19 protein-coding genes and 1 pseudogene are annotated in these 21,301 nt (G+C 72.4%); 11 read left to right on the plus strand and 9 right to left on the minus strand.

Annotated features, from left to right (window positions below):
- Window positions 1-56 precede the first annotated feature (56 nt).
- Both ACYP53_RS25615 and ACYP53_RS25620 read right to left on the minus strand, forming a co-directional pair.
- A complete protein-coding gene (locus ACYP53_RS25615; protein WP_459649127.1) occupies window positions 57-2,540 on the minus strand; it encodes an endo-beta-N-acetylglucosaminidase in 2,484 nt (827 codons plus the stop codon).
- 155 nt (window positions 2,541-2,695) lie between these two features.
- Window positions 2,696-3,778 (minus strand): LacI family DNA-binding transcriptional regulator, encoded by a 1,083-nt coding sequence (locus tag ACYP53_RS25620; RefSeq protein ID WP_189921278.1) that lies wholly within the window; start codon window positions 3,776-3,778, stop codon window positions 2,696-2,698.
- A gap of 255 nt (window positions 3,779-4,033) precedes the next feature.
- Between ACYP53_RS25620 and ACYP53_RS25625 the strand changes: the two genes are divergently transcribed.
- The 7 genes from ACYP53_RS25625 to ACYP53_RS25655 all read left to right on the plus strand — a co-directional run bounded on the left by ACYP53_RS25625 (window position 4,034) and on the right by ACYP53_RS25655 (window position 12,913).
- Window positions 4,034-5,323 carry an ABC transporter substrate-binding protein gene (locus tag ACYP53_RS25625; RefSeq protein WP_459649128.1) on the plus strand — a complete coding sequence of 430 codons (1,290 nt, stop codon included), beginning with the start codon at window positions 4,034-4,036 and terminating at the stop codon, window positions 5,321-5,323.
- Between the two features lie 165 nt (window positions 5,324-5,488).
- The gene (locus ACYP53_RS25630; RefSeq protein WP_189921282.1) at window positions 5,489-6,361 is read left to right on the plus strand and encodes a carbohydrate ABC transporter permease; all 873 of its coding nucleotides are present in this window, start codon (window positions 5,489-5,491) and stop codon (window positions 6,359-6,361) included.
- 4 nt (window positions 6,362-6,365) lie between these two features.
- Window positions 6,366-7,289 (plus strand): carbohydrate ABC transporter permease, encoded by a 924-nt coding sequence (locus tag ACYP53_RS25635; protein ID WP_373313847.1) that lies wholly within the window; start codon window positions 6,366-6,368, stop codon window positions 7,287-7,289.
- Between the two features lie 62 nt (window positions 7,290-7,351).
- On the plus strand, window positions 7,352-8,608 hold the full coding sequence (locus ACYP53_RS25640) for a glycoside hydrolase 5 family protein (protein WP_459649129.1): 1,257 nt from the start codon (window positions 7,352-7,354) through the stop codon (window positions 8,606-8,608).
- A 56-nt stretch (window positions 8,609-8,664) separates the two neighbouring features.
- Window positions 8,665-11,709, plus strand: a complete 3,045-nt coding sequence (locus tag ACYP53_RS25645) for an alpha-mannosidase (RefSeq protein WP_459649130.1) — start codon at window positions 8,665-8,667, stop codon at window positions 11,707-11,709.
- 73 nt (window positions 11,710-11,782) lie between these two features.
- Window positions 11,783-12,715 carry an ROK family protein gene (locus tag ACYP53_RS25650; RefSeq protein ID WP_459649131.1) on the plus strand — a complete coding sequence of 311 codons (933 nt, stop codon included), beginning with the start codon at window positions 11,783-11,785 and terminating at the stop codon, window positions 12,713-12,715.
- A 24-nt stretch (window positions 12,716-12,739) separates the two neighbouring features.
- Window positions 12,740-12,913, plus strand: a complete 174-nt coding sequence (locus ACYP53_RS25655; protein WP_459649859.1) for a hypothetical protein — start codon at window positions 12,740-12,742, stop codon at window positions 12,911-12,913.
- Window positions 12,914-12,931: 18 nt separating this feature from the next.
- Here ACYP53_RS25655 and ACYP53_RS25660 read toward each other — a convergent pair whose 3' ends face one another.
- The 6 genes and pseudogenes from ACYP53_RS25660 to ACYP53_RS25685 all read right to left on the minus strand — a co-directional run bounded on the left by ACYP53_RS25660 (window position 12,932) and on the right by ACYP53_RS25685 (window position 17,726).
- Window positions 12,932-13,327 (minus strand): DUF2267 domain-containing protein, encoded by a 396-nt coding sequence (locus ACYP53_RS25660; RefSeq protein WP_189921288.1) that lies wholly within the window; start codon window positions 13,325-13,327, stop codon window positions 12,932-12,934.
- A gap of 287 nt (window positions 13,328-13,614) precedes the next feature.
- Window positions 13,615-14,166: an acyl-CoA thioesterase gene (locus tag ACYP53_RS25665; RefSeq protein WP_189921290.1), complete on the minus strand. Its 552-nt coding sequence runs from the start codon at window positions 14,164-14,166 to the stop codon at window positions 13,615-13,617.
- Window positions 14,163-14,474 carry a hypothetical protein gene (locus tag ACYP53_RS25670; RefSeq protein WP_189921292.1) on the minus strand — a complete coding sequence of 104 codons (312 nt, stop codon included), beginning with the start codon at window positions 14,472-14,474 and terminating at the stop codon, window positions 14,163-14,165. The genes ACYP53_RS25665 and ACYP53_RS25670 overlap by 4 nt, the downstream gene beginning before the upstream one ends.
- A 316-nt stretch (window positions 14,475-14,790) precedes the next feature.
- On the minus strand, window positions 14,791-15,753 hold the full coding sequence (locus ACYP53_RS25675; protein WP_459649827.1) for a DUF6528 family protein: 963 nt from the start codon (window positions 15,751-15,753) through the stop codon (window positions 14,791-14,793).
- Between the two features lie 167 nt (window positions 15,754-15,920).
- Window positions 15,921-17,104: pseudogene (locus tag ACYP53_RS25680) on the minus strand (NAD(P)/FAD-dependent oxidoreductase).
- Between the two features lie 115 nt (window positions 17,105-17,219).
- The gene (locus ACYP53_RS25685; protein ID WP_459649132.1) at window positions 17,220-17,726 is read right to left on the minus strand and encodes a flavoprotein; all 507 of its coding nucleotides are present in this window, start codon (window positions 17,724-17,726) and stop codon (window positions 17,220-17,222) included.
- Window positions 17,727-17,782: 56 nt separating this feature from the next.
- Between ACYP53_RS25685 and ACYP53_RS25690 the strand changes: the two genes are divergently transcribed.
- Window positions 17,783-18,418 (plus strand): HAD family hydrolase, encoded by a 636-nt coding sequence (locus tag ACYP53_RS25690; protein ID WP_459649133.1) that lies wholly within the window; start codon window positions 17,783-17,785, stop codon window positions 18,416-18,418.
- Window positions 18,419-18,422: 4 nt separating this feature from the next.
- Here ACYP53_RS25690 and ACYP53_RS25695 read toward each other — a convergent pair whose 3' ends face one another.
- The gene (locus ACYP53_RS25695; RefSeq protein ID WP_459649134.1) at window positions 18,423-18,860 is read right to left on the minus strand and encodes an ATP-binding protein; all 438 of its coding nucleotides are present in this window, start codon (window positions 18,858-18,860) and stop codon (window positions 18,423-18,425) included.
- Window positions 18,861-19,041: 181 nt separating this feature from the next.
- Between ACYP53_RS25695 and ACYP53_RS25700 the strand changes: the two genes are divergently transcribed.
- The 3 genes from ACYP53_RS25700 to ACYP53_RS25710 all read left to right on the plus strand — a co-directional run bounded on the left by ACYP53_RS25700 (window position 19,042) and on the right by ACYP53_RS25710 (window position 21,262).
- Window positions 19,042-20,286: a helix-turn-helix domain-containing protein gene (locus ACYP53_RS25700; RefSeq protein WP_459649135.1), complete on the plus strand. Its 1,245-nt coding sequence runs from the start codon at window positions 19,042-19,044 to the stop codon at window positions 20,284-20,286.
- Window positions 20,287-20,301: 15 nt separating this feature from the next.
- A complete protein-coding gene (locus tag ACYP53_RS25705) occupies window positions 20,302-20,658 on the plus strand; it encodes a hypothetical protein (RefSeq protein ID WP_459649136.1) in 357 nt (118 codons plus the stop codon).
- Window positions 20,659-20,743: 85 nt separating this feature from the next.
- A complete protein-coding gene (locus ACYP53_RS25710; protein WP_459649137.1) occupies window positions 20,744-21,262 on the plus strand; it encodes an NUDIX domain-containing protein in 519 nt (172 codons plus the stop codon).
- Window positions 21,263-21,301: the final 39 nt, after the last annotated feature.

The raw sequence follows: 21,301 nt of genomic DNA on the forward strand, positions 1-21,301 counted from the left end.
GAGGGGCCGCAGGTCCGAGCGCCCGAAGGTCCGAAGGTCCGAAGGGGCTGGCCGCGCTACGCGCCCCAGGCCTCGAACTCGTAGACGCGGGCGGCCGGGTCCGTGGTCTGGGTCGGCTTGGTGACCACCAGCCGGACGTAGCGGGCGGTCGTGTTCACCGGGTGCGTGGTCGTCCCGGCGGTGTTGCCGGTGACGGACGCGACCGTCGTCCAGGGGTCGGTGGTGTTCGACCGGACCTGGACGGAGAAGTCCCGGGTGTTGTACGAGGAGCTCTCACCGCCGGCCGAGGCGTGCTTGACCACGAACTTGGACAGTTGCTTCGCCGAACCGAGGTCCACCTCGAGCCACTTGGCGGAGCTCAGGGTGCACCACTTGTCGCTGGTGCCGCCGCTGACGCTGCCGTTGACGGCCTTGGCCGCCCCTTCGTTGGTGTTGCACTGGCCGGAGGCGGTGGCCGGGCGGTTCAGCGCCAGGTTGGTCGAGGCCGGCGGGGTCGTGGTCCAACTCACGGTCGTGGAAGCCGCGTTGGACCGCCCGTAGGTGGTGGACACCGCTTCCACGTCCAGCGTGGTGGCGCTCTCGGTGCCGGCCCGGTCGAGCCGCCCGACGAAGTAGGCGTCGTTGGGCGTCGCGCCGAGGAAGGTCCGGCTGCCGTCGGCGTTGCGCCGGTACACCTCGTAGTGGTGGACGTTGCCGCCGGGCGCCGCCGTCCAGGACAGCCGCAGCGACTGGCTGCTGCCCGCCGTCACGTCGCTCGCACCGAGCACGGTCAGGCCGCTCGGCGCCGCCGGCTTCTCCACCGACCCGTCGTAGACGGCGACTTGGCCGACCCGGAGATCGTACGAGGGGGCGGCCCCTTCGACCCGCAGGGCGATCTGGGCTATCGTGCGGCCCGCGTACGGGGAGAGGTCGAGGGTATGCCGCTCCCACCCGGTGCCGGAGTCGGCGCCGACGTCGATCGTGGTGTAGGTGTTCGGCGCGTCGGTGAACGCGACGGCCGCCTTGAGCCCGGTGGGCCCGGCGGCCGGGGTCTTGACCACCAGGTCCAGCTTGGTGGTCGCCGCGACCGGCAGCTTGGTCTGGTACAGCCGCACGGTGTTGGCGGCGTCGAGGGTGCCGGTCAGCCGCAGCGAGGAGCCGCCCTGGTAGGCGTCGGTGAAGTCGACGGACGGGGTGAGCTTGCTGCCGGCCGAGTCGACCACCCAGCGGTAGGTGGGCGGGACGTCCTGGAGCGACAGGTTGTTCCAGCCGCCGGTGGCGACCCGGGTGCCGCCCGCGTTGTAGAAGTCGCCCTGCCCGGTGGAGAAGTTGGTGACGAAGGGCTTGGCGGTGATCGGCGAGGACTCGGCGACGTAGCCGGCCAGGCCGGGCCAGCTCGACGAGAGGTCGGTCCGGGACGGGTCGTTGTTGGCGCCGACCCAGTAGCGGGAGTCCTTGGCGTAGAAGTCGGCGCGGTCGGTGGCGGACTTCCAGGTCCACTCGGGGCGGTAGAGGCCGAGCGAGGTGGTGTGCGGCTTGCCGGTGGGGAAGAGGGTGTTCCAGTCCACGCCGGTGTTGTAGCCGTTGGCCTCGGTGTCGATGCCGGAGTAGAGGTCGTACTCGCTGCGGCCGAGCTGCCGGGCCAGGGCCCGGGAGGAGCTCAGTCCGCTCGCCGACCAGCCGAAGTTCAGGAACATCGAGTCCGAGACGCGCTTCGAACCGTCCTGCAGGAAGGGCGAGTTGGCCGAGGTCAGGGCGTTCTGCCAGTTGACCGCGCCGTCGGTGGTCATCGCGTCGTACCACATGAACTCGGTGCCGCTCTGCGCCTTGGTGTACTGCATCAGGTTGCGCAGCTCGCCGGCCAGGGCCGAATCGCCGCCGCCGGTCTCCTGGTTGATGAACCAGCCGTCGAAGCCGTAGTACTGCGCGGCCTGGGCGAGCTTGTCGGCGACGGGGTAGCGGCTGCCGGACTTCTGGACGAAGTCGCGCACCCACTGGAGCTGGCCGCCGTACGCGCCGGGCGGGAAGAAGACGGTGCCGTAGACCTTGACGCCGTTGCGGTGGGCCGCGTCGATGACGGTCGGGTTGGGGGCGAGGATCAGGCCCTCCCCGGCCGAACCGCCCCAGAACACCAGCTTGTCGACGTACTGCCAGTAGCCGAAGGCGTAGTAGTTGGGGTCGGCGGAGCCCTGCGAGGGGTTGTCGGAGGTGGGGCCGAAGGAGACCAGCGAGGCGATCTTGCCCTCGCCGGTGCGGGCGTTGGGGTTGGCCTTGAGCGCCGGGTCGCTGGTGCGCGGCTGGAGCGGGACGCGGGAACGGTTGAAGCGGGCGTCCGGGTCGGTGGCCGGGTCCCAGTTCAGGATCGTGCTGGGGTACCAGTACGAGGCGAAGGGCTGGCTGCCCGGGCCGGCCGTGGCGGCGGTGCCGGCGGCGGCTGCCGAGTCGGCGGGGGATAACGGTGCGGCGGCCGGTCTCGGCTCGGCCCGGGCCGCGGGGGCGGTGGTGGTCAGTGCGGCCGTCGTGAGGACGGCGCCGAGCAGCAGGGGGAGGCGTCGTGACATGCGGTGGCTCCGATCGAGCGGAGGAGGTGGGGGCGGGCCCGCCGGCAGCGGCGGGCCGCCCGGGTGCATGCGGGCGTGGCGGTGCTCATCGAGGGGAATTCAACGAACATGACAACGAGCGGTGCACAGGACCGGACCCCCTCGGCGCAGCGAGGCTAAACCGGTTCAGAACCGCTGTCAACGACTCGCGCGGCAACCACACCGGCCGGTGCGGACGACGCGGCACCGGGCGGTGCGGTGGACTCCCGCACGGTCAGCCGCGGCGTGGGCATCTGCAGGTCGCGCCCGGGCCCGGCCCCGTCCAGCGCCTCCAGCAGGCTGCGGGCGACCTGCTCGCCGAGCGCGAAGGTGTCCCGGCTGAGCGCGGTCAGCGGCGGGTGGACGATCCGGGCGAGCACCGAGTCGTCGAAGGAGACGATCGAGAGCTCGCCGGGCACCGCGACGCCCATCTCCCCGGCCACGCCGAGCCCGGCGACGGCCATCACGTCGCTGTCGTAGACGATCGCGGTGGGCCGCCTGGCGCGGGAGAGCAGGGTGCGGGTGGCGGCCGCGCCCTCGGCGTCGCTGAAGTCGGTGGGCACCGACACGGCCTCCTCCAGGCCGAGCCGGCGCGAGGCGTCGCGCAGGGCGCGGATCCGCCGCTGGGTGTGCTGGAAGTGCGGCAGCCCGGCCAGGTGGGCGATCCGGCGGTGCCCGATGGCGGCCAGGTAGTCGACGATGGAGAGCATCGCCTCCCGGTCGTCGGCCCAGATCCGCAGCTGGTTGCCGCCCTTGCCGGGCCCGCCCAGCACGACGGCGGGCAGCCCCAGCTCGTCCAGCACCGGCAGCCGCGGGTCCTTGACCTGCAGGTCGACCACGATGAAGCCGTCGACCCGGTGTTCGGAGGCCCAGCGGCGGTAGACCTCGATCTCCGCGGCGGTGTCCTCGACCACCATCAGGTGCATCGCGACGGAGCCGACCGAGAGCACCGCCTGCAGCCCGGAGAGCAGGTGGCTGAAGAACGGCTCGACGCCGATGGTGCGGGCCGGGCGGGCGATCACCAGCCCGACGGCGTCGGCCCGGGCGCCGCCGAGGGCGCGGGCGGCGCTGTGCGGGCGCCAGTTCATCTCCTCGGCGACCCGCAGGATCCGGTCCCTGGTCGCCTCGCTCACGCCCGGGCGGCCGTTGAGCGCGAAGGAAACCGCGCCCTTGGAGACACCGGCCTGGCGGGCGATGTCGGCGATCGTCGGTCTGCCCACAGGACCCGACTCCTCTCTTGACATCCAAGTTTAGGCGGGAGCATAGTCCCTGCCAGAGCTAGACCGGTTTAGTTAGCCATGTTCCGGAATGCGGCACAAGCCCCGTCGGCGGCCACGTCGCAGCGCTGCCTGCGGCCCTCTCGGCAGCCGTGCCGACAGCCCTGCCGACACCCGTGTCGGCAAGGACCCGACGGACCCGAGCACCCCCCGAGCTCAGCACGATCCCCCACCCACCCTCAGGACCGGGAGACCCTCATGCGCAGAATCTGGGCGGCACTGACGACAACGGCCTTCACCGCGGCCGCGCTCACCGGCTGCGGACTCGGCTCCGGCGACACCAAGAACAGCGACAGCGTGGCGAGCGCGGCCGCCACCGGCGAGGTCAAGGGCAAGGTCTCGCTCCAGACCTGGGCGCTCAAGCCGAAGTTCACCGACTACATGCAGGGGGTGATCGACGGCTTCAAGAAGAAGTACCCCGGTGTCGAGGTCGAGTGGCTCGACCAGCCCGGCGAGGGGTACTCCGACAAGGTGCTCAGCCAGGCCGCCGCCGGCACCCTGCCCGACGTGGTCAACCTCCCGCCCGACTTCGCCCTCCCGCTCGCGAGGAAGGACCTCCTGCTGGACGTCGCCAAGGCCGACCCGAAGCTCGCCGAGGAGTACGTCGCCGGCGGCGTCGACGCCTACCGCTTCGTCGGACAGCAGGGCACCTTCGGCTACCCCTGGTACCTCAACACCGATGTGAACTACTGGAATTCGGAACTCCTCACGAAGTACGGCCTGGACCCGAAGAAGCCCCCGACCTCCCTGGACGAACTCATCGCCCAGGCCCGGGTGATGAAGGAGAAGTCCGGCGGCCAGACCTATCTGATGAGCCGCAAACCGGGCATCGGCGACCTCTACAACGCCGGTGTGAAGATCATGTCCGACGACGGCCGGACCTTCACCTTCAACACCCCCGAGGCCGCCGCGCTGCTCGACAAGTACCGCGACGCCTTCAAGGACGGCCTGCTCCCCAAGGACGTGCTGACCAACACCTACGCCGGCAACTCCAAGCTGTTCAACGCGGGCACCGCCGCCTGGACCACCGCCGGCGCCAACCACATCACCAGCCTCGCCGTCGACAACCCGACCCTCGCCCCGAAGGTCGTCCCCTCCCCCGCGCTGGACACCCCGCCGCTGTACGTCCAGGGCGTGTCCATCCCGAAGAGCACCAAGAACCCGGCCGCCGCGGTCGCCCTGGCCCGCTGGGTCACCAACGCCGAGAGCCAGGCCGCCTTCGCCCACCTGACCAGCATCTTCCCGTCCACCAAGGCCTCGGCCGGGGACCCGTTCTTCAGCAAGAGCGACGGCACCAACGCGGGCGACGCCAAGGTCATCGCCTTCGCCTCGCTGGCCAAGGCCAAGCTGATCCAGCCCGTCCAGGTCGACGACGCGATGAGCACCGTCATCAACCAGCAGATCGCCCTGGCCATCAGCGGCGACGCGAGCTCCAAGCAGGCGCTGGACACCGCCGTGGAGCAGTGCAACAGGCTGCTCAAGGGCTGACCTCCGGACGTAGCCCCCCGGACGGACCTCCCCCGTCACAACCGTCAGACCCGTCACACCCGGTACCGGCGGAACGGCGGAGCGGCGGGCCCCCTACCCGCCGCTCCCGGGAACAGCGCTCCCGGGAACGACCCGCACCACCCCAGGCCCCAGGAAGGCATCGGCATGACCCACCGGCGTTGGTTCACCCCCTGGCTGCTCGCCGGGCCCGCGATCGTCTGGCTGGCCGTGTTCAACCTCTGGCCGGCCGTCAACACGGTGATCCTGTCCTTCACCAACGCCAAGCCGCTGGGCGGCGGGCGGTTCACCGGCCTGGAGAACTACGGCCGCCTCCTGGACGACGAACAGCTCGCCGACGCCCTGCTCAACAGCATCGTCTTCATGCTGGTCTGCCTGCCCCTGCTGACCGTGCTGCCACTGCTGCTGGCCCTGCTCGTCCAGCGGAAGATCCCCGGCATCACCTTCTTCCGCACCGCGTTCTACACCCCGGTGATCGCCTCCGCCGTCGTGGTGGCGGTGGTCTGGGGCTGGGTGCTGGACGACCGCGGGCTGGTCAACGGCCTGCTCCGGCAGACCGGGCTGGCCGGCTCCCCGGTCTCCTTCCTCACCGACCGCTGGCTGCTGCTGTTCAGCGCGATCGCCCTGACCGTCTGGAAGGGCCTCGGCTACTACATGGTCATCTACCTGTCCGCCCTCGGGAACGTCCCGCGCGAACTGCACGAGGCGGCGGCGGTGGACGGCGCCGGGTCGGTGCGCCGGTTCTGGCACATCACCCTGCCCGGGGTGCGGCCCACCATGATCCTCATCTCGGCGCTGATCTCGGTGAGTTCGCTGCGCGTCTTCTCCGAGCTGTACGTGCTCTCCAACGGCCAGGGCGGCCCCGGCGGGCGGGACATGTCGGTGGTGATGCTGATCCAGATGTACAGCCGCGGCTTCAACGGCCACCTCGGCTACGCCTCGGCGCTCAGCCTGCTGCTGTTCCTCGTCACCCTCGGCCCGATGCTGTTCCTGATGCGCCTGAACCGGAAGGCGGCCTGAACCCGTGACCACCCTCCCGACGAAGACGACCCCCCAGGGCGCCCAGGACACCACCGAGAAGACCAAGCACAGCAAGGCCACGAGGGGCGCCCGGGGCTTCAACACCCCCTCCCCCGGCGGCATCGCCGTCCGCTACCTGCTCCTGCTGCTCGTCCTGCTCCTGGTCATCGGCCCGTTCCTGTGGCAGCTGTCCACCTCCCTCAAGGGCCCCGCCGAGGACGTCTACTCCCGCACCCCGGTCTTCCTGCCCGACCAGCCCACCCTCGACAACTACGGCAAGGTCGCCGACACCGTCCCGGTGTGGACCTACGCGCTCAACTCGGTGCTCGTCGCCGCGGTCTGCATCACCGGCAACGTGGTCGGCTGCACCCTGGCCGGCTACGCGCTCGCCCGGCTGCGCTTCCGCGGCGCCAGGCTCGTCCTCGGCCTGTTCCTCGCGACGCTCGTCCTGCCCGGCGAGGTCACCATCGTCTCCCAGTACGTGCTGGTGCGCGGCCTCGGCCTGGCCGACACCCTGGCCGGGGTGGCGCTGCCGGGCTCGATCGCCATGCTCAACGTGCTGCTGATGCGCACCGCCTTCGCCGCCGTGCCGGCCGAGCTCGACCAGGCCGCGCTGGTGGACGGCGCCAACGTCTGGCAGCGGCTGTGGCACGTCGGCCTGCCCAACGTGCGCGGCATGATCAGCGTGATCGTGATCTTCACCTTCATCGGCGCCTGGGACGACTTCCTCTGGCCGCTGATCGTGCTCAACGACCCGCAGAAGTACACCCTGACCGTCGGACTCCAGTACCTCAACGGCACCTTCTCCGCCAACCCCCGGCTGATCGCGGCCGGCACCATGATCGCCTTCCTGCCGATCGTCGTGGTGTTCGGCCTCTGCCAGCGCTTCTTCTTCAGAGGTGTCGAGGAGGGAGCCGTCAAGGGATAGCCCCGCCGGCCCGTACGCCCCGTACGCCCCCGTACGCCCCACCGAGTCGAGGAAGCCCCCCGATGACCACCGCCCCCCGCTTCGGCGTCAACTACACCCCCAGCGTCGGCTGGTTCCACCACTGGCTCGACTTCGACCTCGACGCCGTGTGCGCCGACTTCGACTCCATCGCCGCCCTCGGTCTGGACCACGTCCGGGTCTTCCCGCTCTGGCCGGTGTTCCAGCCCAACCGCGCCCTGGTCCGCCCGCGCGCCGTCGAGCAGCTGACCGCCCTGGTGGACGCGGCCGGGGAGCGCGGGCTGGACGTCGCGGTGGACGGGCTGCAGGGGCACCTGTCGAGCTTCGACTTCCTGCCCTCCTGGACCCGGACCTGGCACCGGCGCAACCTCTTCACCGACCCCGAGGTCGCCGACGGCCAGGCCGACTACCTGCGCACCCTCGCCGGGGCGCTGCGCGAGCGGCCCAACTTTCTCGGGATGACGCTCGGCAACGAGATCAACCAGTTCTCCGGGGACCCGCACCCCGACCCGGACCGGGCCACCCCCGCCGAGGCCGAGGCCTGGCTGCGCCGGATGCTGGCGGCCTGCGAGACGGGCGCCCCCGGCCGGCTGCACCTGCACGCCTCCTACGACGCCGCCTGGTACCTGGACGGGCACCCGTTCACCCCCTGGCACTCGGCCCGGATCGGCGCCGCCACCGCCGTGCACTCCTGGGTGTTCAACGGCACCGCGCAGCGCTACGGTCCGCACTCCACGGCCACCGCGCAGCACGCCGCGTACCTGGTCGAGCTCTCCAAGGCCTGGGCGGACGACCCGGCCCGCCCGGTCTGGCTGCAGGAGGTCGGCGCGCCCGCCCCGCACATCGCCCCGGACGACGCGGCCCGCTTCACCGGCGCCACCGTCGAGGCCGTGCTGGACTGCCCGGACCTGTGGGGCGTCACCTGGTGGTGCTCGCACGACGTGGACCGCTCGCTCGCCGACTTCCCCGAACTCGAGTACAGCCTCGGCCTGTTGACCACCGACCGGAAGGTCAAACCGGCCGGCGCCCGGCTCGCCGAGGCCGCCGCCGAGGCCCGCCGCTCCTGGCGGCCGCCGAAGCCGCGCGGCACCGCCGTGGTGGTCGCCACCGGCGACGAGGTGACCTCGCCGAAGCGCTCGGTCTGCGGCCCCGGCGGCCCGGTGTACGAGGCGTTCATGCGCCTCGCCGAGGCGGGTGCCCGCCCGACCGCCGTCCTCGCCGAACGCGCCGGGGACCGCGAGCACCTGGCCGCGCGCGGTATCACCGACGTGGTCCACCCCTCCCACCTACGTTCTCTCTAGACGTACGTTCTCCCTGAACGCCGCTGTCCCTCAGCCACGCAACGGAGCCCGCTGACATGCACGATGACCGCACCCTCGTCGAGTCCCGTCTCAAGCGCGTCCTGGACGAGCGCATCCGTCCGGCCGTGTACCCCGAGTCCGTCCCGCTGGAGGTCGGCATCTGGACGGCGCCCGGCGAGCCCGTCCCGGTCGCCGAGGGCCTGGCCGCGCCGCGCGCCCCGATCGCGGTCGGCGACGCCTGGGGCGCGCCCTGGGGCACCAGTTGGATCACCGTCACCGGCACCGTGCCCGAGGCCTGGGCGGGCCGCACCGTCGAGGCGCTGATCGACCTCGGCTTCGACGCCAACATGCCCGGCTTCCAGTGCGAGGGCCTGGTCTACCGCCCGGACGGCACCCCGGTGAAGGGCCTCAACCCGCAGAACCAGTGGGTGCGGATCGCCGCCCCGGCGGCCGGCGGGGAGCAGGTGCTGCTGCACGTCGAAGCCGCCGCCAACCCGGTCATCCTGGACTACCACCCCTTCCTGCCGACCGAGTTGGGCGACAGGGAGACGGCCGGCGACCGGCCGCAGTACAAGCTGGCCCGGATGGACCTCGCCGTCTTCGACGAGACGGTCTGGCAGCTGGTGCTGGACCTGGAGGTGCTCGGCGAGCTGATGGCCGAGCTGCCGGTGGAGGGCGCCCGCCGCTGGGAGCTGCTGCGGGCGATCGAGCGGGCCCTGGACGCGGTCGACCTCCAGGACGTCAACGGCACGGCGGCGGCCGCCCGTTCGGAGCTGGCGGGCGTGCTGGCCGCGCCCGCCGTGCCGTCCGCGCACCGGATCAGCGCGATCGGCCACGCGCACATCGACTCGGCCTGGCTGTGGCCGCTGCGCGAGACCGTCCGCAAGGTGGCCCGTACCACCGCCAACATGACGGCGCTGCTGGAGGACGAGCCGGACTTCCTCTACACCATGTCCCAGGCGCAGCAGTTCGCCTGGATCAAGGAGCACCGCCCCGAGGTGTACGCCCGGGTCCGGAAGGCCGTCGCCGAGGGCCGGTTCGTCCCGGCGGGCGGCATGTGGGTCGAGTCCGACACCAACATGCCGAGCTCGGAGGCGATGGCCCGGCAGTTCGTGCACGGCAAGCGGTTCTTCCTGGACGAGTTCGGGGTGGAGAACCACGAGGCCTGGCTCCCGGACACCTTCGGCTTCACCGGCGGCCTGCCGCAGATCATCCGCAACGCGGGCTCCAAGTGGCTGCTGACCCAGAAGATCTCGTGGAGCCAGGTGAACAAATTCCCGCACCACACCTTCCTCTGGGAGGGCATCGACGGGACCCGGATCTTCACCCACTTCCCGCCCGTGGACACCTACAACTGCTCCATGAAGGGCAGCGAGATCGCCCACGCGGCAAGGAACTTCAAGGACAAGGGGGTGGCCAGCCACTCGCTCGCCCCGACCGGCTGGGGCGACGGCGGTGGCGGCACCACCCGCGAGATGGTGGCCAAGGCGGCCCGGCTGAGGGACCTGGAGGGCTCGGCCACCGTCCGCTGGGAGAAGCCCGCCGACTTCTTCGCCAAGGCCGAGGCCGAGTACCCGAACCCGCCGGTCTGGGTCGGCGAGCTCTACCTGGAGCTGCACCGGGCCACCCTGACCAGCCAGGCGAAGACCAAGCAGGGCAACCGGCGCAGCGAGAACCTGCTGCGCGAGGCCGAACTCTGGTGCGCCACCGCCACTTTGCGCACCGGCGCGGAGTACCCCTACGAGCAGCTGGACCGGATCTGGAAGACCGTGCTGCTGCACCAGTTCCACGACATCCTGCCCGGCTCGTCCATCGCCTGGGTGCACCGCGAGGCCGAGGCGACGTACGCGGCGCTGGCCAAGGAGCTGGTGGAGCTGATCGCGTCGGCCCAGCGGGCCCTCGCCGGGGATCACCGGGGCCGGCACGAGCTGGTGTTCAACGCGGCGCCGCACCCGCGCTCCGCCGTCCCGGCCGGCGGGGCCGCCGTGGTGGCTCCGCCGGCGGAGGGCTGCACGCTGACCGAGCGCCCCGAGGGCGGCTACCTGCTGCGCAACGGCCTGCTGGACGTCGTGGTGGACGCCGACGGCCTGATCGCCTCGGCGGTCGAGGTCGCGAGCGGCCGGGAGACCGTCGCCCCCGGCACCCGCGCCAACCTGCTGCAACTGCACCCGGACTTCCCGAACATGTGGGACGCCTGGGACGTCGACCAGTTCTACCGCAACACCGTCACCGACCTGACCGGCGTGGACTCGCTCACCGTCTTCGCGGAGACGGCCGAGAAGGTCTCCGTCCGGGTCGTGCGCTCCTTCGGCTCGTCCACCGCCGTCCAGACGCTCACCCTGCGGGCGGGCGAGCAGCGCCTGGACATCGAGACCCTGGTGGACTGGCACGAGACCGAGAAGTTCCTCAAGGCCGCGTTCCCGCTGGACGTCCACACCGAGCGCTACGCCGCCGAGACCCAGTTCGGCCACCTCTACCGGCCCACCCACACCAACACCAGCTGGGACGCCGCCAAGTTCGAGGCCTGCAACCACCGCTTCGTCCACTTCGACGAGCCCGGCTGGGGCGTCGCCCTGGTCACCGCCTCCACCTACGGCCACGACGTCACCCGCGCCGTGCGCGCCACCGACGGCGGCACCACCACCACGGTCCGCTTCTCGCTGCTGCGCGCCCCGCGCTTCCCCGACCCGAAGACCGACCAGGGCCTGCACCGGTTCCGGCACGCCCTCGTCCCCGGCGCGGCGATCGGCGACGCCGTCCGCGAGGGCTACCGGATCGGCCTGCCCGAGCGGCGGGTCACCGGCACCGCCGAGCGGGTCGCGCCGCTGGTGGAGCTGGACCACGACGCGCTGGTGGTGAGCGCGGTCAAGCTCGCCGACGACCGCAGCGGCGACCTGATCGTCCGGGTCTACGAGGCCTCCGGCGGCCGTACCCGGGGCCGGCTGACCACCTCCTTCCCGCTCGCCGACGCCGTCCCCTGCGACCTGCTGGAGCGGCCCTGGGACGGCACCCGCGGCGAGGTGACGGTGGCGGACGGCGCGGTGCGGCTCGCGCTGCGCCCGTTCGAGCTGGTCACGCTGCGGCTGCGGGCCGCCGGATAGGCCCTGTTCTACGCTGTGCGGCGCCCCGGCTCCCCGGCCGGGGCGCCGCCCCCTACGTGTTCTGGAGCCCACCGTGCCTTCCACCCCGCTGTTCGCCGCCGTCGACGTCGGCGGCACCAAGATCGCCGGAGCGCTGGTCGACGGCGACGGCCGGCTCCGGCACCGGCTCCAGCTGCCCACCCCGGCGACCGAGCCCGGCCCGGCCGTGCTCGCCGTCGTCCACAAGGTGCTGGACGAACTCTCCGGCACCGCCGACTGGCCCGCCGTGACCGCCCTCGGGATCGGCAGCGCCGGCCCGGTCGACCTCGCCGACGGCACCGTCAGCCCGGTCAACATCCCCGGCTGGCGCGGCTTCCCGCTGGTCACCGAGGTCGCCGCGCACCCCGCGGTGGCCGCCCGCGCACTGCCCGTCCGCCTCGCCGGGGACGGCGTCGCGATGGCCGCCGCCGAGCACTGGCAGGGCGCGGCCCGGGGCGCCGACAACGCGCTCTGCCTGGTGGTGTCGACCGGGGTCGGCGCCGGACTGGTGCTCGACGGCGCGGTCCGCCCGGGCCCCAGCGGCAACGCCGGACACCTCGGACACATCACCGTCGAGCTGGACGGCGAACCCTGCCCGTGCGGCTCCCGCGGCTGCCTGGAGGGCCTCGCCAGCGGCACCGCGATCGCCCGCCGGGCACTCGCCGGGGGCTGGCGGCCCGACGGCGAGGACCGCTCGGCGCGCGCCGTCGCCGCCTCCGCCGCCGCGGGCGACCCGGTCGCGCTCGCCTCCTTCGACCGCGCCGCCCAGGCCCTGGCCGCCGGCATCGCCGGCACGGCCGCCCTGGTGGACCTCCACCGGGTCGTCGTCGGCGGCGGCGTGGCCACCGCCGGAGACGTGCTGTTCACCCCGCTCGCCCGCCACCTGGACCGCTACGCCGCCCTCTCGTACATCCGCGGCCTCGACGTGCGCCACGCCGAACTCGGCACCGACGCCGGGCTGATCGGCGCGGCCGCGCTCTGCCGCTGAGGGCCTCCCCCTCCCGGAGCCACCGTGCCGCCTCCCTTCGCCCCGCTCCGCAACCCCGTCCGCCGGTACGCCTGGGGCTCGGCCACCGCCATCCCCGCGCTCACCGGGGCCGAGCCCGACGCCACCCCGCAGGCCGAACTGTGGCTGGGCGCGGAGCTGTTCCGGGCCACCACCGGACGGCCGCGGGCCACCCGGTAGCAGCGGGTCCGGCGCCCGTCAGACCGAGGTGGGGTGCCCGAACAGCAGGTCGTAGCCCTCCGGAAGCTGCTCGATCACCCGGTCGAGCAGGTCCCCGGGCACCAGGTCGGCCACGGTGCTGAGCACCGCCCCGATGTCCCACTGCGCCGTCGCCGGGGTCGCCCCGTCGATCCACCCGACCACGCCCAGGACGAAGCGCTCGGCGGTCAGCGGCTCGGCCGCGGGCCGGGCGTCGCGCAGCAGCGAGGCGTACGTCTCGGGCAGCGCGTCCGCGATCTCGCCCCGGTCGGCCCCCACCAGGTGCTCCCCGAGCAGGGCGAGCACGACCCGGGTGGCGTGGTCCGCCTCCGCCTCGCCCCGGTACTCGCCGCGCTCCACGACGCGGGCGCGGAAGTCCTCCCAGGAGATGGTCATCGCGTCCTCCTCAGGGTCGCCGGGGCCCGGCAGGACCGTCGGCGGCCCGCACCCCCTGGGCCGGGAGGTGACGTCCGCAGCCCGTGACCGGCGTGGGACGTGTCGGTGCCCGTGCTGCTCAGCGTAACTCGGCCCGGCGCCCCGGGAACCGGCCCGATGCCATCGGGCCCGGCCGGGCGCCGGGGATCCGGCCTGGCGGATCGACGCCGTTGTCGATCACGCCGCCGGCCCGGGGGCACCGCCCCGGGAACGGGCGCCGCTCGGGCGCTCCCGCCGTACGGGGGCGCTCAGCCCACCGAGGCGCGGCACCGCCGGCGCGGGCGCCGCGAGGGCGCGCCCCTGCCGACCACTCCGGGCACCACCCGCTGCGCCGGCGCCGTCGCCGTCGCGGTGGTCCGGGAGCCCTCGGCCCGCGCCGGGTCCGGCATAAACGCGGAGAGAAAGCTCCGCTCGTCCGGGCTGAGGGCGCGCGAACGCCCGGATTCGCGGTCCCGGGCGACCACCACGGTCCGCGCCCGCATAAACGTCAGCGCGTCCCGGCAGACATTCACCTCGACATGCGCGGAACTCCGTCCGAGCCGTTCCACGGTGAGCCGTACCGACAATGGGTCGGGGTGGTGGTGCAACTGCTCCAGATAATCGATCTCGTGCCGCGCGATAATGAATCCGGCGGAAAACAGCGATTCCCGGACGGCGGTCGCGTGGTGGCGGAACAGGTCGTAAATCCCCTCCTGGACGTAGCCGACCAGCCGGACGTTGTTGATGTGCCCGTTCTCGTCGACGTCGCTCCACCGGGTCGGGCAGGCCAGCACGTGCGCGCCCAGGTAGGCCGCGCTCACTGCTGCGTCAGCCCGGCGCCGGCCACCGCGGGGAGCAGCGCACGCTGCAACCTGGCGTAGTAGGCGGAGTGTTCGGCCGCCATCCGGGCCGCGGTCCAGCCCTCCTCGGCGGCCTCCGCGGCCGCCTGGACGACCAGGCTGTCGAGCACCGCGTCGACCGACCGGCACAGCTCGGCGACGGCCGCGAGCCGCTCGGTCACGACCGCCCCGCCGGCCGCGTTCCGGGACGGGAACGCGGCCAGCGAGTCCACCGCGAGCTGCAGATCGTCCAGGGTGTCCGGTCGGTTTTCCTCGGGGAAATTCCGCATGTTTTTCTCCAGGACTCAATCGGCCTTTACGGCCAGGTAGCTAGCGTTCGAATACACCGGATCGGTGTCGGCCCCCCGACGCCTTCGACGCTATCCCAGTCGACGGGGGTCGGCAGATCGTTTTCGGACCGCGACGGGAAACTGACTTCCATCGGAGTAGTTTGCCGGGGTACACAATATGCCCCATCAGCCGAACGCTGTCCGCAATTCGGGTGATATCACCGACTCGACGCCCAAGATCAACTACCGGCGGGCCCGGATCTGGTATCGGCCGTCCGGGGACCCGCTCGGCGGCCGCGGGCCGCGAGGACCGGCCCTAGAAGGCTCCCCACCAGCGCGCCTTGTACAGGTGCGTCCCGGGCAGCGCCCGGGTGCCCTCCGGCCGGTGCAGGGTGATCGCCGCGGTGCACCAGTCGCAGGGGCCGGTGTGCGCGGGGGTCACGGTGAGCAGGCGGCCGGTGCGGCCGGGTTCGTCGCCGACGCTCTTGACGTCCCGTTCGGCCGCCCGGTCGGCCAGCCGGACGCGGGTGAAGCGGTCCTCGGACGGGTCGTAGCTCCACAGGCCGGCCAGCGTGCTCACCCAGAACCGCCCGGGCGAGGCCAGCACGGGCGCCAGGTCGTGGCCGCCCCGGTCCGGCAGCGAGGTGCTCCGGGCGACGGTCAGGGTGGGCGCGGCCGGGGTGCCGCCGACCCGCAGCGCGGTCAGCGTGGTGGCGCCGAGCGCCCAGAGCAGCCCGGTCCGCGCGTCCCAGTGCACGCCGTGCGCGTCCGGCAGCGGGACCTCCGCGTACCCGGCGGCGCGCGGGCCCTGCGAGGCCGCGTACAGCCGCACCCAGCCGCCGGTGCTCGCGGCGACGGCGACGTTGCCGTCCGGCAGCAGCTCGATGCTGTGCGGGTTGGCGGCCGGCCCCAGGTCCGCCGCCCAGCGGGCCCGGCCGGTGGCGGTCTCCACCACGGCGGCCAGCCCGCCGGTGGCGGTCGTCAGCAGGTAGCGGCGGCCCTGCCGGATCCGGCTCTTCACCTCGTCCGGGTCCGTCCAGCTGCGCGCGGGCGCGAGGTCCGCCAACTCCGGTGCCCGGTCGGCACTCCAGCTCCAGATCACCGGCAACCGGTCCGGGCCGCGGTAGGCCGTCAGCCCCTCGGCGCTCTGCAGCACCAGCACCCGGCGGGAGGCCTGGTCGACGACGGCGACCTGCCGGCCGGGCGAGCGCGCCTCCGCCAGGGCGGCGGGCGCGCAGAGCAGCAGGGCGAGGCACAGGGCCGGCAGGGTTCTCCGCATCACGCCCCCACGGTGCGGGCCGCGGGGCGCCCCCGCACGACGGCACCGCCGAACGGCCGCGCTCCGTCCGGGGACAGGCCGGGGACGATCCGGGCGCGGTCCGGGGGTGGTCCGGGGGGTCCGGGGGGTGGTCCGGACGTGCGACGGACCACCCGGGGCCCGCGCGCCTACCGCCCGGCCACCAGGTCCGCGACCCGGGCGATCGGCGAGGTGGTCGCCCGCCCGGCCGCCTCCTGCCGGTCGGCGGCGTGGTACGCGGCGTACATCGCCTGCACCCCGAGCCAGCGCAGCGGTTCCGGCTCCCAGCGCCGTACGGTGTGCCCCACCCAGGGCAGCCGGGTCAGCTCGGTGTCGTGGCCGAGGACCAGGTCGCGCAAGGTCCGCCCGGCCAGGTTGGTCGTGGTCACCCCGCTGCCGACGTACCCGCCCGCCGAGCGCGATCCGGTCGTCGGCGGTGCGCTGCGCGTACATGTAGGCGTGCGCGAAGTCGCCCAGCACCTCCCGGCCCTGCCAGCCCGCGTCCGCCCAGAACCCGGCGGGCAGCGGCTCGGTGGCGACCATCGCGGAGTTCATCGGCAGCCAGGTGCGCTTCTCCCCGCGCAGCCCGGCGGTGAACCCCTCGGTGGCGCGCAGCACCCGCTCGGCGGTGACGGTGCCGAGCGGGGTCACGGCCCGCGGCTTGCGGTAGGCGCTGCCCGGGAGGATCGCGGTGACGGTCGTGCCCTCGTACACCTCGACGCCGAGCTCCCGCACCACCCGGGCCAGGCCGCGGACCAGCTTCGCCGGCTGGATGCGGGCGCCGTACGGGCTCCAGCAGCCGCCGAGGGTGCCGGCCACGGCGATCCGGTCGCCCGCCTCCCCGGCTCCCAGCAGCTCCACCCGGCCCTCGCCGTACGCCCGCTCGCCCTCGACGAAGGCCCGCAGCCGCTCCAACTGCGGCTTGCTGCGCGCCACTTCGAGGACGCCGCCGCGCACCACGTCCGCGTCGATCCGCTCGGCCGCGGCGATGTCCACGACCTCCCCGACCGCGTCGTCCATCATCCGCTGCATCGCCGCCGCGCGCTGCCAGCCGTACCGCTCGGCGAACGCCCCGCGGCCCGCGGCCCGCGAAGCCGTTGTACAGCCAGCCACCGTTGCGCCCGGAGGCGCCGTAGCCGCAGAACCGCTGTTCCAGCAGGGCGATCCGCAGCGAGGGGTCGGCCTTCTTCAGGTAGTAGGCGGTCCAGAGGCCGGTGTACCCGCCGCCGACGACACAGACGTCGACGTCCCGGTCCCCCGGCAGCGCGGGGCCCGGCTCCGGCACCCCACTCGCCGCGTACCAGAACGACACCTCGCCGTTGACCGCCGCCACCGGAACCTCCCACACCCTCGCTGACCTGCCCGGACGCTACCCCGGCCGATCGGCCCGAACCACCCTCCACACTGCCAGGATCGCCGGCCGCGACCAGCCACCCTGTCAGTCCCCGTCAGTCCCTCTCAGTCCCCAGCAGGTCCAGCGCCCGCGTCCAGCTGTACGACCCCGGCACGAAGTCCGCGACCCGCACCCCCATCCGCCGCAGCTTCGCCAGGCTTTCCTCGTACGCGGGGTGCGCCGCCTGCGCCGGGCTCAGGCAGGGCTGCACCGCCACCGGGACGCCCCAGCCGTACGACTCGCAGAGGATGCCGAGCGCGAGCGTGTCCGAGATGCCCAGGACCCACTTGTTGATCGTGTTGAACGTCGCCGGGGAGACCACGATCGCGTCCGGATCCGGCAGCGGCCGCGGGTCGCCCGGCTTCCGCCACGCGGACCGGATCGGAAACCCCGTCTGCGCCGTGATCGCATCGGCGTCGATGAACCCCATCGCGTTCGGCGTCGCCACCACCCCCACGTCCCAGCCCCGCTCCTGCGCGGCCGCGACCAACTCCCCCACCCCACCGGCCACTCCGGCTGCGCACACCACGACGTACAGCACCGGCTTCCGCGCTTCCGACACCCCTGGATTCCCCTCTCCCGACCCACCTGCGGATCCCAGAACAGTAAGCTGCCCGCATGGTGCGCTCCGTGGTCTTCGACATCGGCGAGACGCTCATCTCCGACGACCGCTACTGGTCCGACTGGGCTCGCTGGCTCGGCGTCTCACCCCACCTCATGTCCGCCCTCGTCGGTGCCGTGGTGGCCCAGGGCCGCGACAACGCCGACGCCATCCGCGTCCTCCGCCCGGGCGCCGACATCGCCGCCGAATGGCGCGCCCGCCGGGCCGCCGGCCACGGCGAACACCTCGACGAGACCGACCTCTACCCCGACGTCCGCCCCGCCCTCCGCCGCCTGCGCGAGGCGGGTCTGTGGGTCGGCATCGCGGGCAACCAGCCCGCCGCCGTCTCCGGCCTGCTCACCGGCCTGGAGGTACCCGCCGACGCCATCGCCACCTCCGCCGAATGGGGCGTCTCCAAACCGTCGGCGGGCTTCTTCGACCGCGTCCTCACCTGGGCCCCCGGCGCCCCGCACGAGATCCTCTACGTCGGCGACCACCCCGCCAACGACATCACCCCCGCCCGCAAAATGGGTCTCCGCACCGCCCACCTCCGCCGAGGCCACATCGGCCTCACCGCCCAGGCCCCCGAAGCGGATTGGACCGTCGACTCCCTCACCACCCTCGCCGACCTCCTCACCGCCGCCACACCGTAGACCGTCACAGCCGCCCCACCCCGAGATCGGCGTGCACCACCTTCCCGAAGGACTCCACCGCCACCCCCCAACGCCCCCGGGTGAGCGCGTGGATCAACGCCAACCCCCGATGCCCCTCCTCGTCACACCCCGCAACCATCAGCACCGGCAACGTCCGAGAGCCGTCCCGCACCGCCACCCGCACCGTCCGGTCCGTGACACGGCGGACGGAGACGGTCATCCGCGTCAGACACCCCGTCTTCACCGCGTTCGCCACCAGCTCACTGACGATCAGTTCCGCCGTGTCCACCAGCTCCGGCAGTTCCCATTCACTCAACTTCTCCCGCACCACCCGCCGGGCCGCAGCCGCCGACTCCGGCAAGTACGGCAGGAGAGCCGTAGCCGGCTTCGGCACGCGGCCAGTGATCAGAAGCCCACTCATCATCAACAGCCCCTCGGCCATCGGAGTCTCAGACAGAGACGCCGCCAGGCGTAGGTCCGTAGAACGACGAGCCAGAGCAGCGCGTGACCAGTGAACGACAATGCGTTACCGTCGACCAGAGCGGGCCTGTGGCGCTTTCCGGGCGTTTCCCAGGCGTCGCACGTGGATGGCTGGAACGATGGCATACGTGGAGCGGGGACGGATGAGCAGCAAGCGCGACCTGTTCGCCCGAAGGCGTCGGGAGTTGGGCTACAGTCAGGAAAAGCTTGCTGCTGATCTTGGAGTCGCTACTTCCACTGTCACCCGCTGGGAGTGCGGCCGCGCCGACCCCCACCCTCAACAGAGGCCGAAGCTCGCAGCGCTCCTCGAGGTCACCGCCTCGGAGCTGGACAACCTCCTGAACCCGCCGCTCCTGGCACCGGTTCGCCAGGCGGCACCTGCGCTCCTCGACGAAAGTGATGACATGAAGCGACGCGAGGCCCTCGCGCTCATTGCGGCGACGGGGGCGCTGATCACACTTCCCTGCGGCGAGAGCGCGGCCGCGACGCTCGCCACTGTCCCGTCCGGCGACTCCGCAGCCCTGATGAACGCCCATCTGTGGCAGATCTTCTCCGCCTCCCGCACCAAGCAGGATGTGTACCCGCTGGTCCGGTACCAGCTCGGGGTTCTGGCTGCCGAACTCCGCTCGGTCACATCCGAGCCCGATCGCACGCGACTGTGCGGCCTGGTCGGCGACCTGTACCAGCTCGCCGGAGAAGTCCTCTTCGACTCGAACCGGTACACCGACGCCACGCAGTGCTACACGCTCGCAGCAGCCGCGGCGCGCGAAGCCTCGGATTACGACCTCTGGGCTTGCGCACTGACTCGGCACGCGTTCGTCGAACTCTCAGAGCGTCGCTTCGGCTCCGCCGAACCGATCCTGACGGCAGCACGACGAATTGCCGACCGAGGCGACGACCAGCTCTCCACCCGTCACTGGGTCGCCGCTGTCCAGGCCCAGGCTTATGCGGGCCTGGGCCGACTCCAGGCATGCGACCGAGCGCTCGCTGAGGCCGAGCAGGTACACCATCTCACCGGCCCACTACAGAACGGCGGTTGGCTGCGATTCGACGGCACTCGTCTGGCCGAGGAACGTGGAACCTGCTATCTCACCCTCGGTCGACCGGATCTCGCCGAAGAGTCCCTGCTCACCGCATTGGAGATCAGCCACTCGCCCCGCCGCCGGGGCTCTGTCCTCGCAGAGCTCGCGGTTCTCAGCGCCCACAACGGCGACATCGAGCAGGTGGTCCACTTCAGCACGGCCTCAATGGCACTCGCGGGCGAGACGGGATCCGGCTACATCGCGAAGAAGCTCGACGGAGTCAAGCCGCATCTTGTCCCCCTGATGAAGGACCACCGGATCTCAGATCTGCACGACAACATCTCGGCGCTCCAACACGCCGCGTGACGAAAGGGACTCCACATGACCGAGGACGGCCGGATCTTCCGTGAGGCGTGGATCGCCGGGGTGCGCAGGCACTTCCCCGGCGAGCCGAAGCCCGGCTACGTCGCCCCCTGGTCGGACACGCCCGACTGGGAACGGGCCTCCGCAGCAGCCGTGTTCGGGCAGGTCCGCGAGTTCGTGGCGGTCAGCGCCGGCACCACGGCGAAGCTGACCCGCGAGCAGAAGGGCCGCTTCGTCGCCATCTGCTGGATCGCCCAGATCCACAAGCACATCGAGTGCCCCAAGCCCGGTTACGTCGCCGACTGGGACGACCTGCCCAAGTGGCAGCAGGAGACGGACGCCGACATCTTCGAAACCATCGAGCGGCAGGTCTGAGGCGGTTCTCCGTGCTCGCCCCTGCGGCTCCGCAGGGGCGAGCACTTTGCACGGCCCCCATCACGGCCTTCCGGGGAGGTTCATCGTGAGGCCAGTACCCACCGACGCCGAGGCCTGGAACGCCTACCTCGCCGAAGGCAACGCGAAACAGGCCCGCAAGCGCGTCTCGGCCGACGTCATCCTGCGTGACGATCGCGGCCGCGTCCTCACCGTCAACCCGACCTACAAGGAGGGCTGGGACATGCCCGGCGGCATGGCCGACGCCAACGAGCCGCCCGACCGTGCCGCCGTTCGCGAGCTGAGAGAGGAACTGGGTCTCACCATCACCATCCACCGCCTCCTCGTCGTGGACTGGGTCGCACCGCACGGGCCTTGGGACGACCAGCTCGCCTTCATCTTCGAGGCCGGCACCCTCTCCCCCACGATCGCCGCCACCCTCCGCCCGCACGACGACGAACTCTCCGAAGCCCTCTTCCTCCCGGGCCCCGAGGCAGCCGCCCGACTCCGGCCCCGCCAACGCGCCCGCCTCCAGGCCGCGCTGCGAGCACTCGCCGACGGCCAGACCCGCTATCTACACAACGGAGCAGAGCCGTGGCAGATTTGAACCGATCCGACGACGACACTCAGGCGAAGGGCACCGCCG

It is taken from the genome of Kitasatospora sp. Ki12 (genome assembly GCF_054601375.1).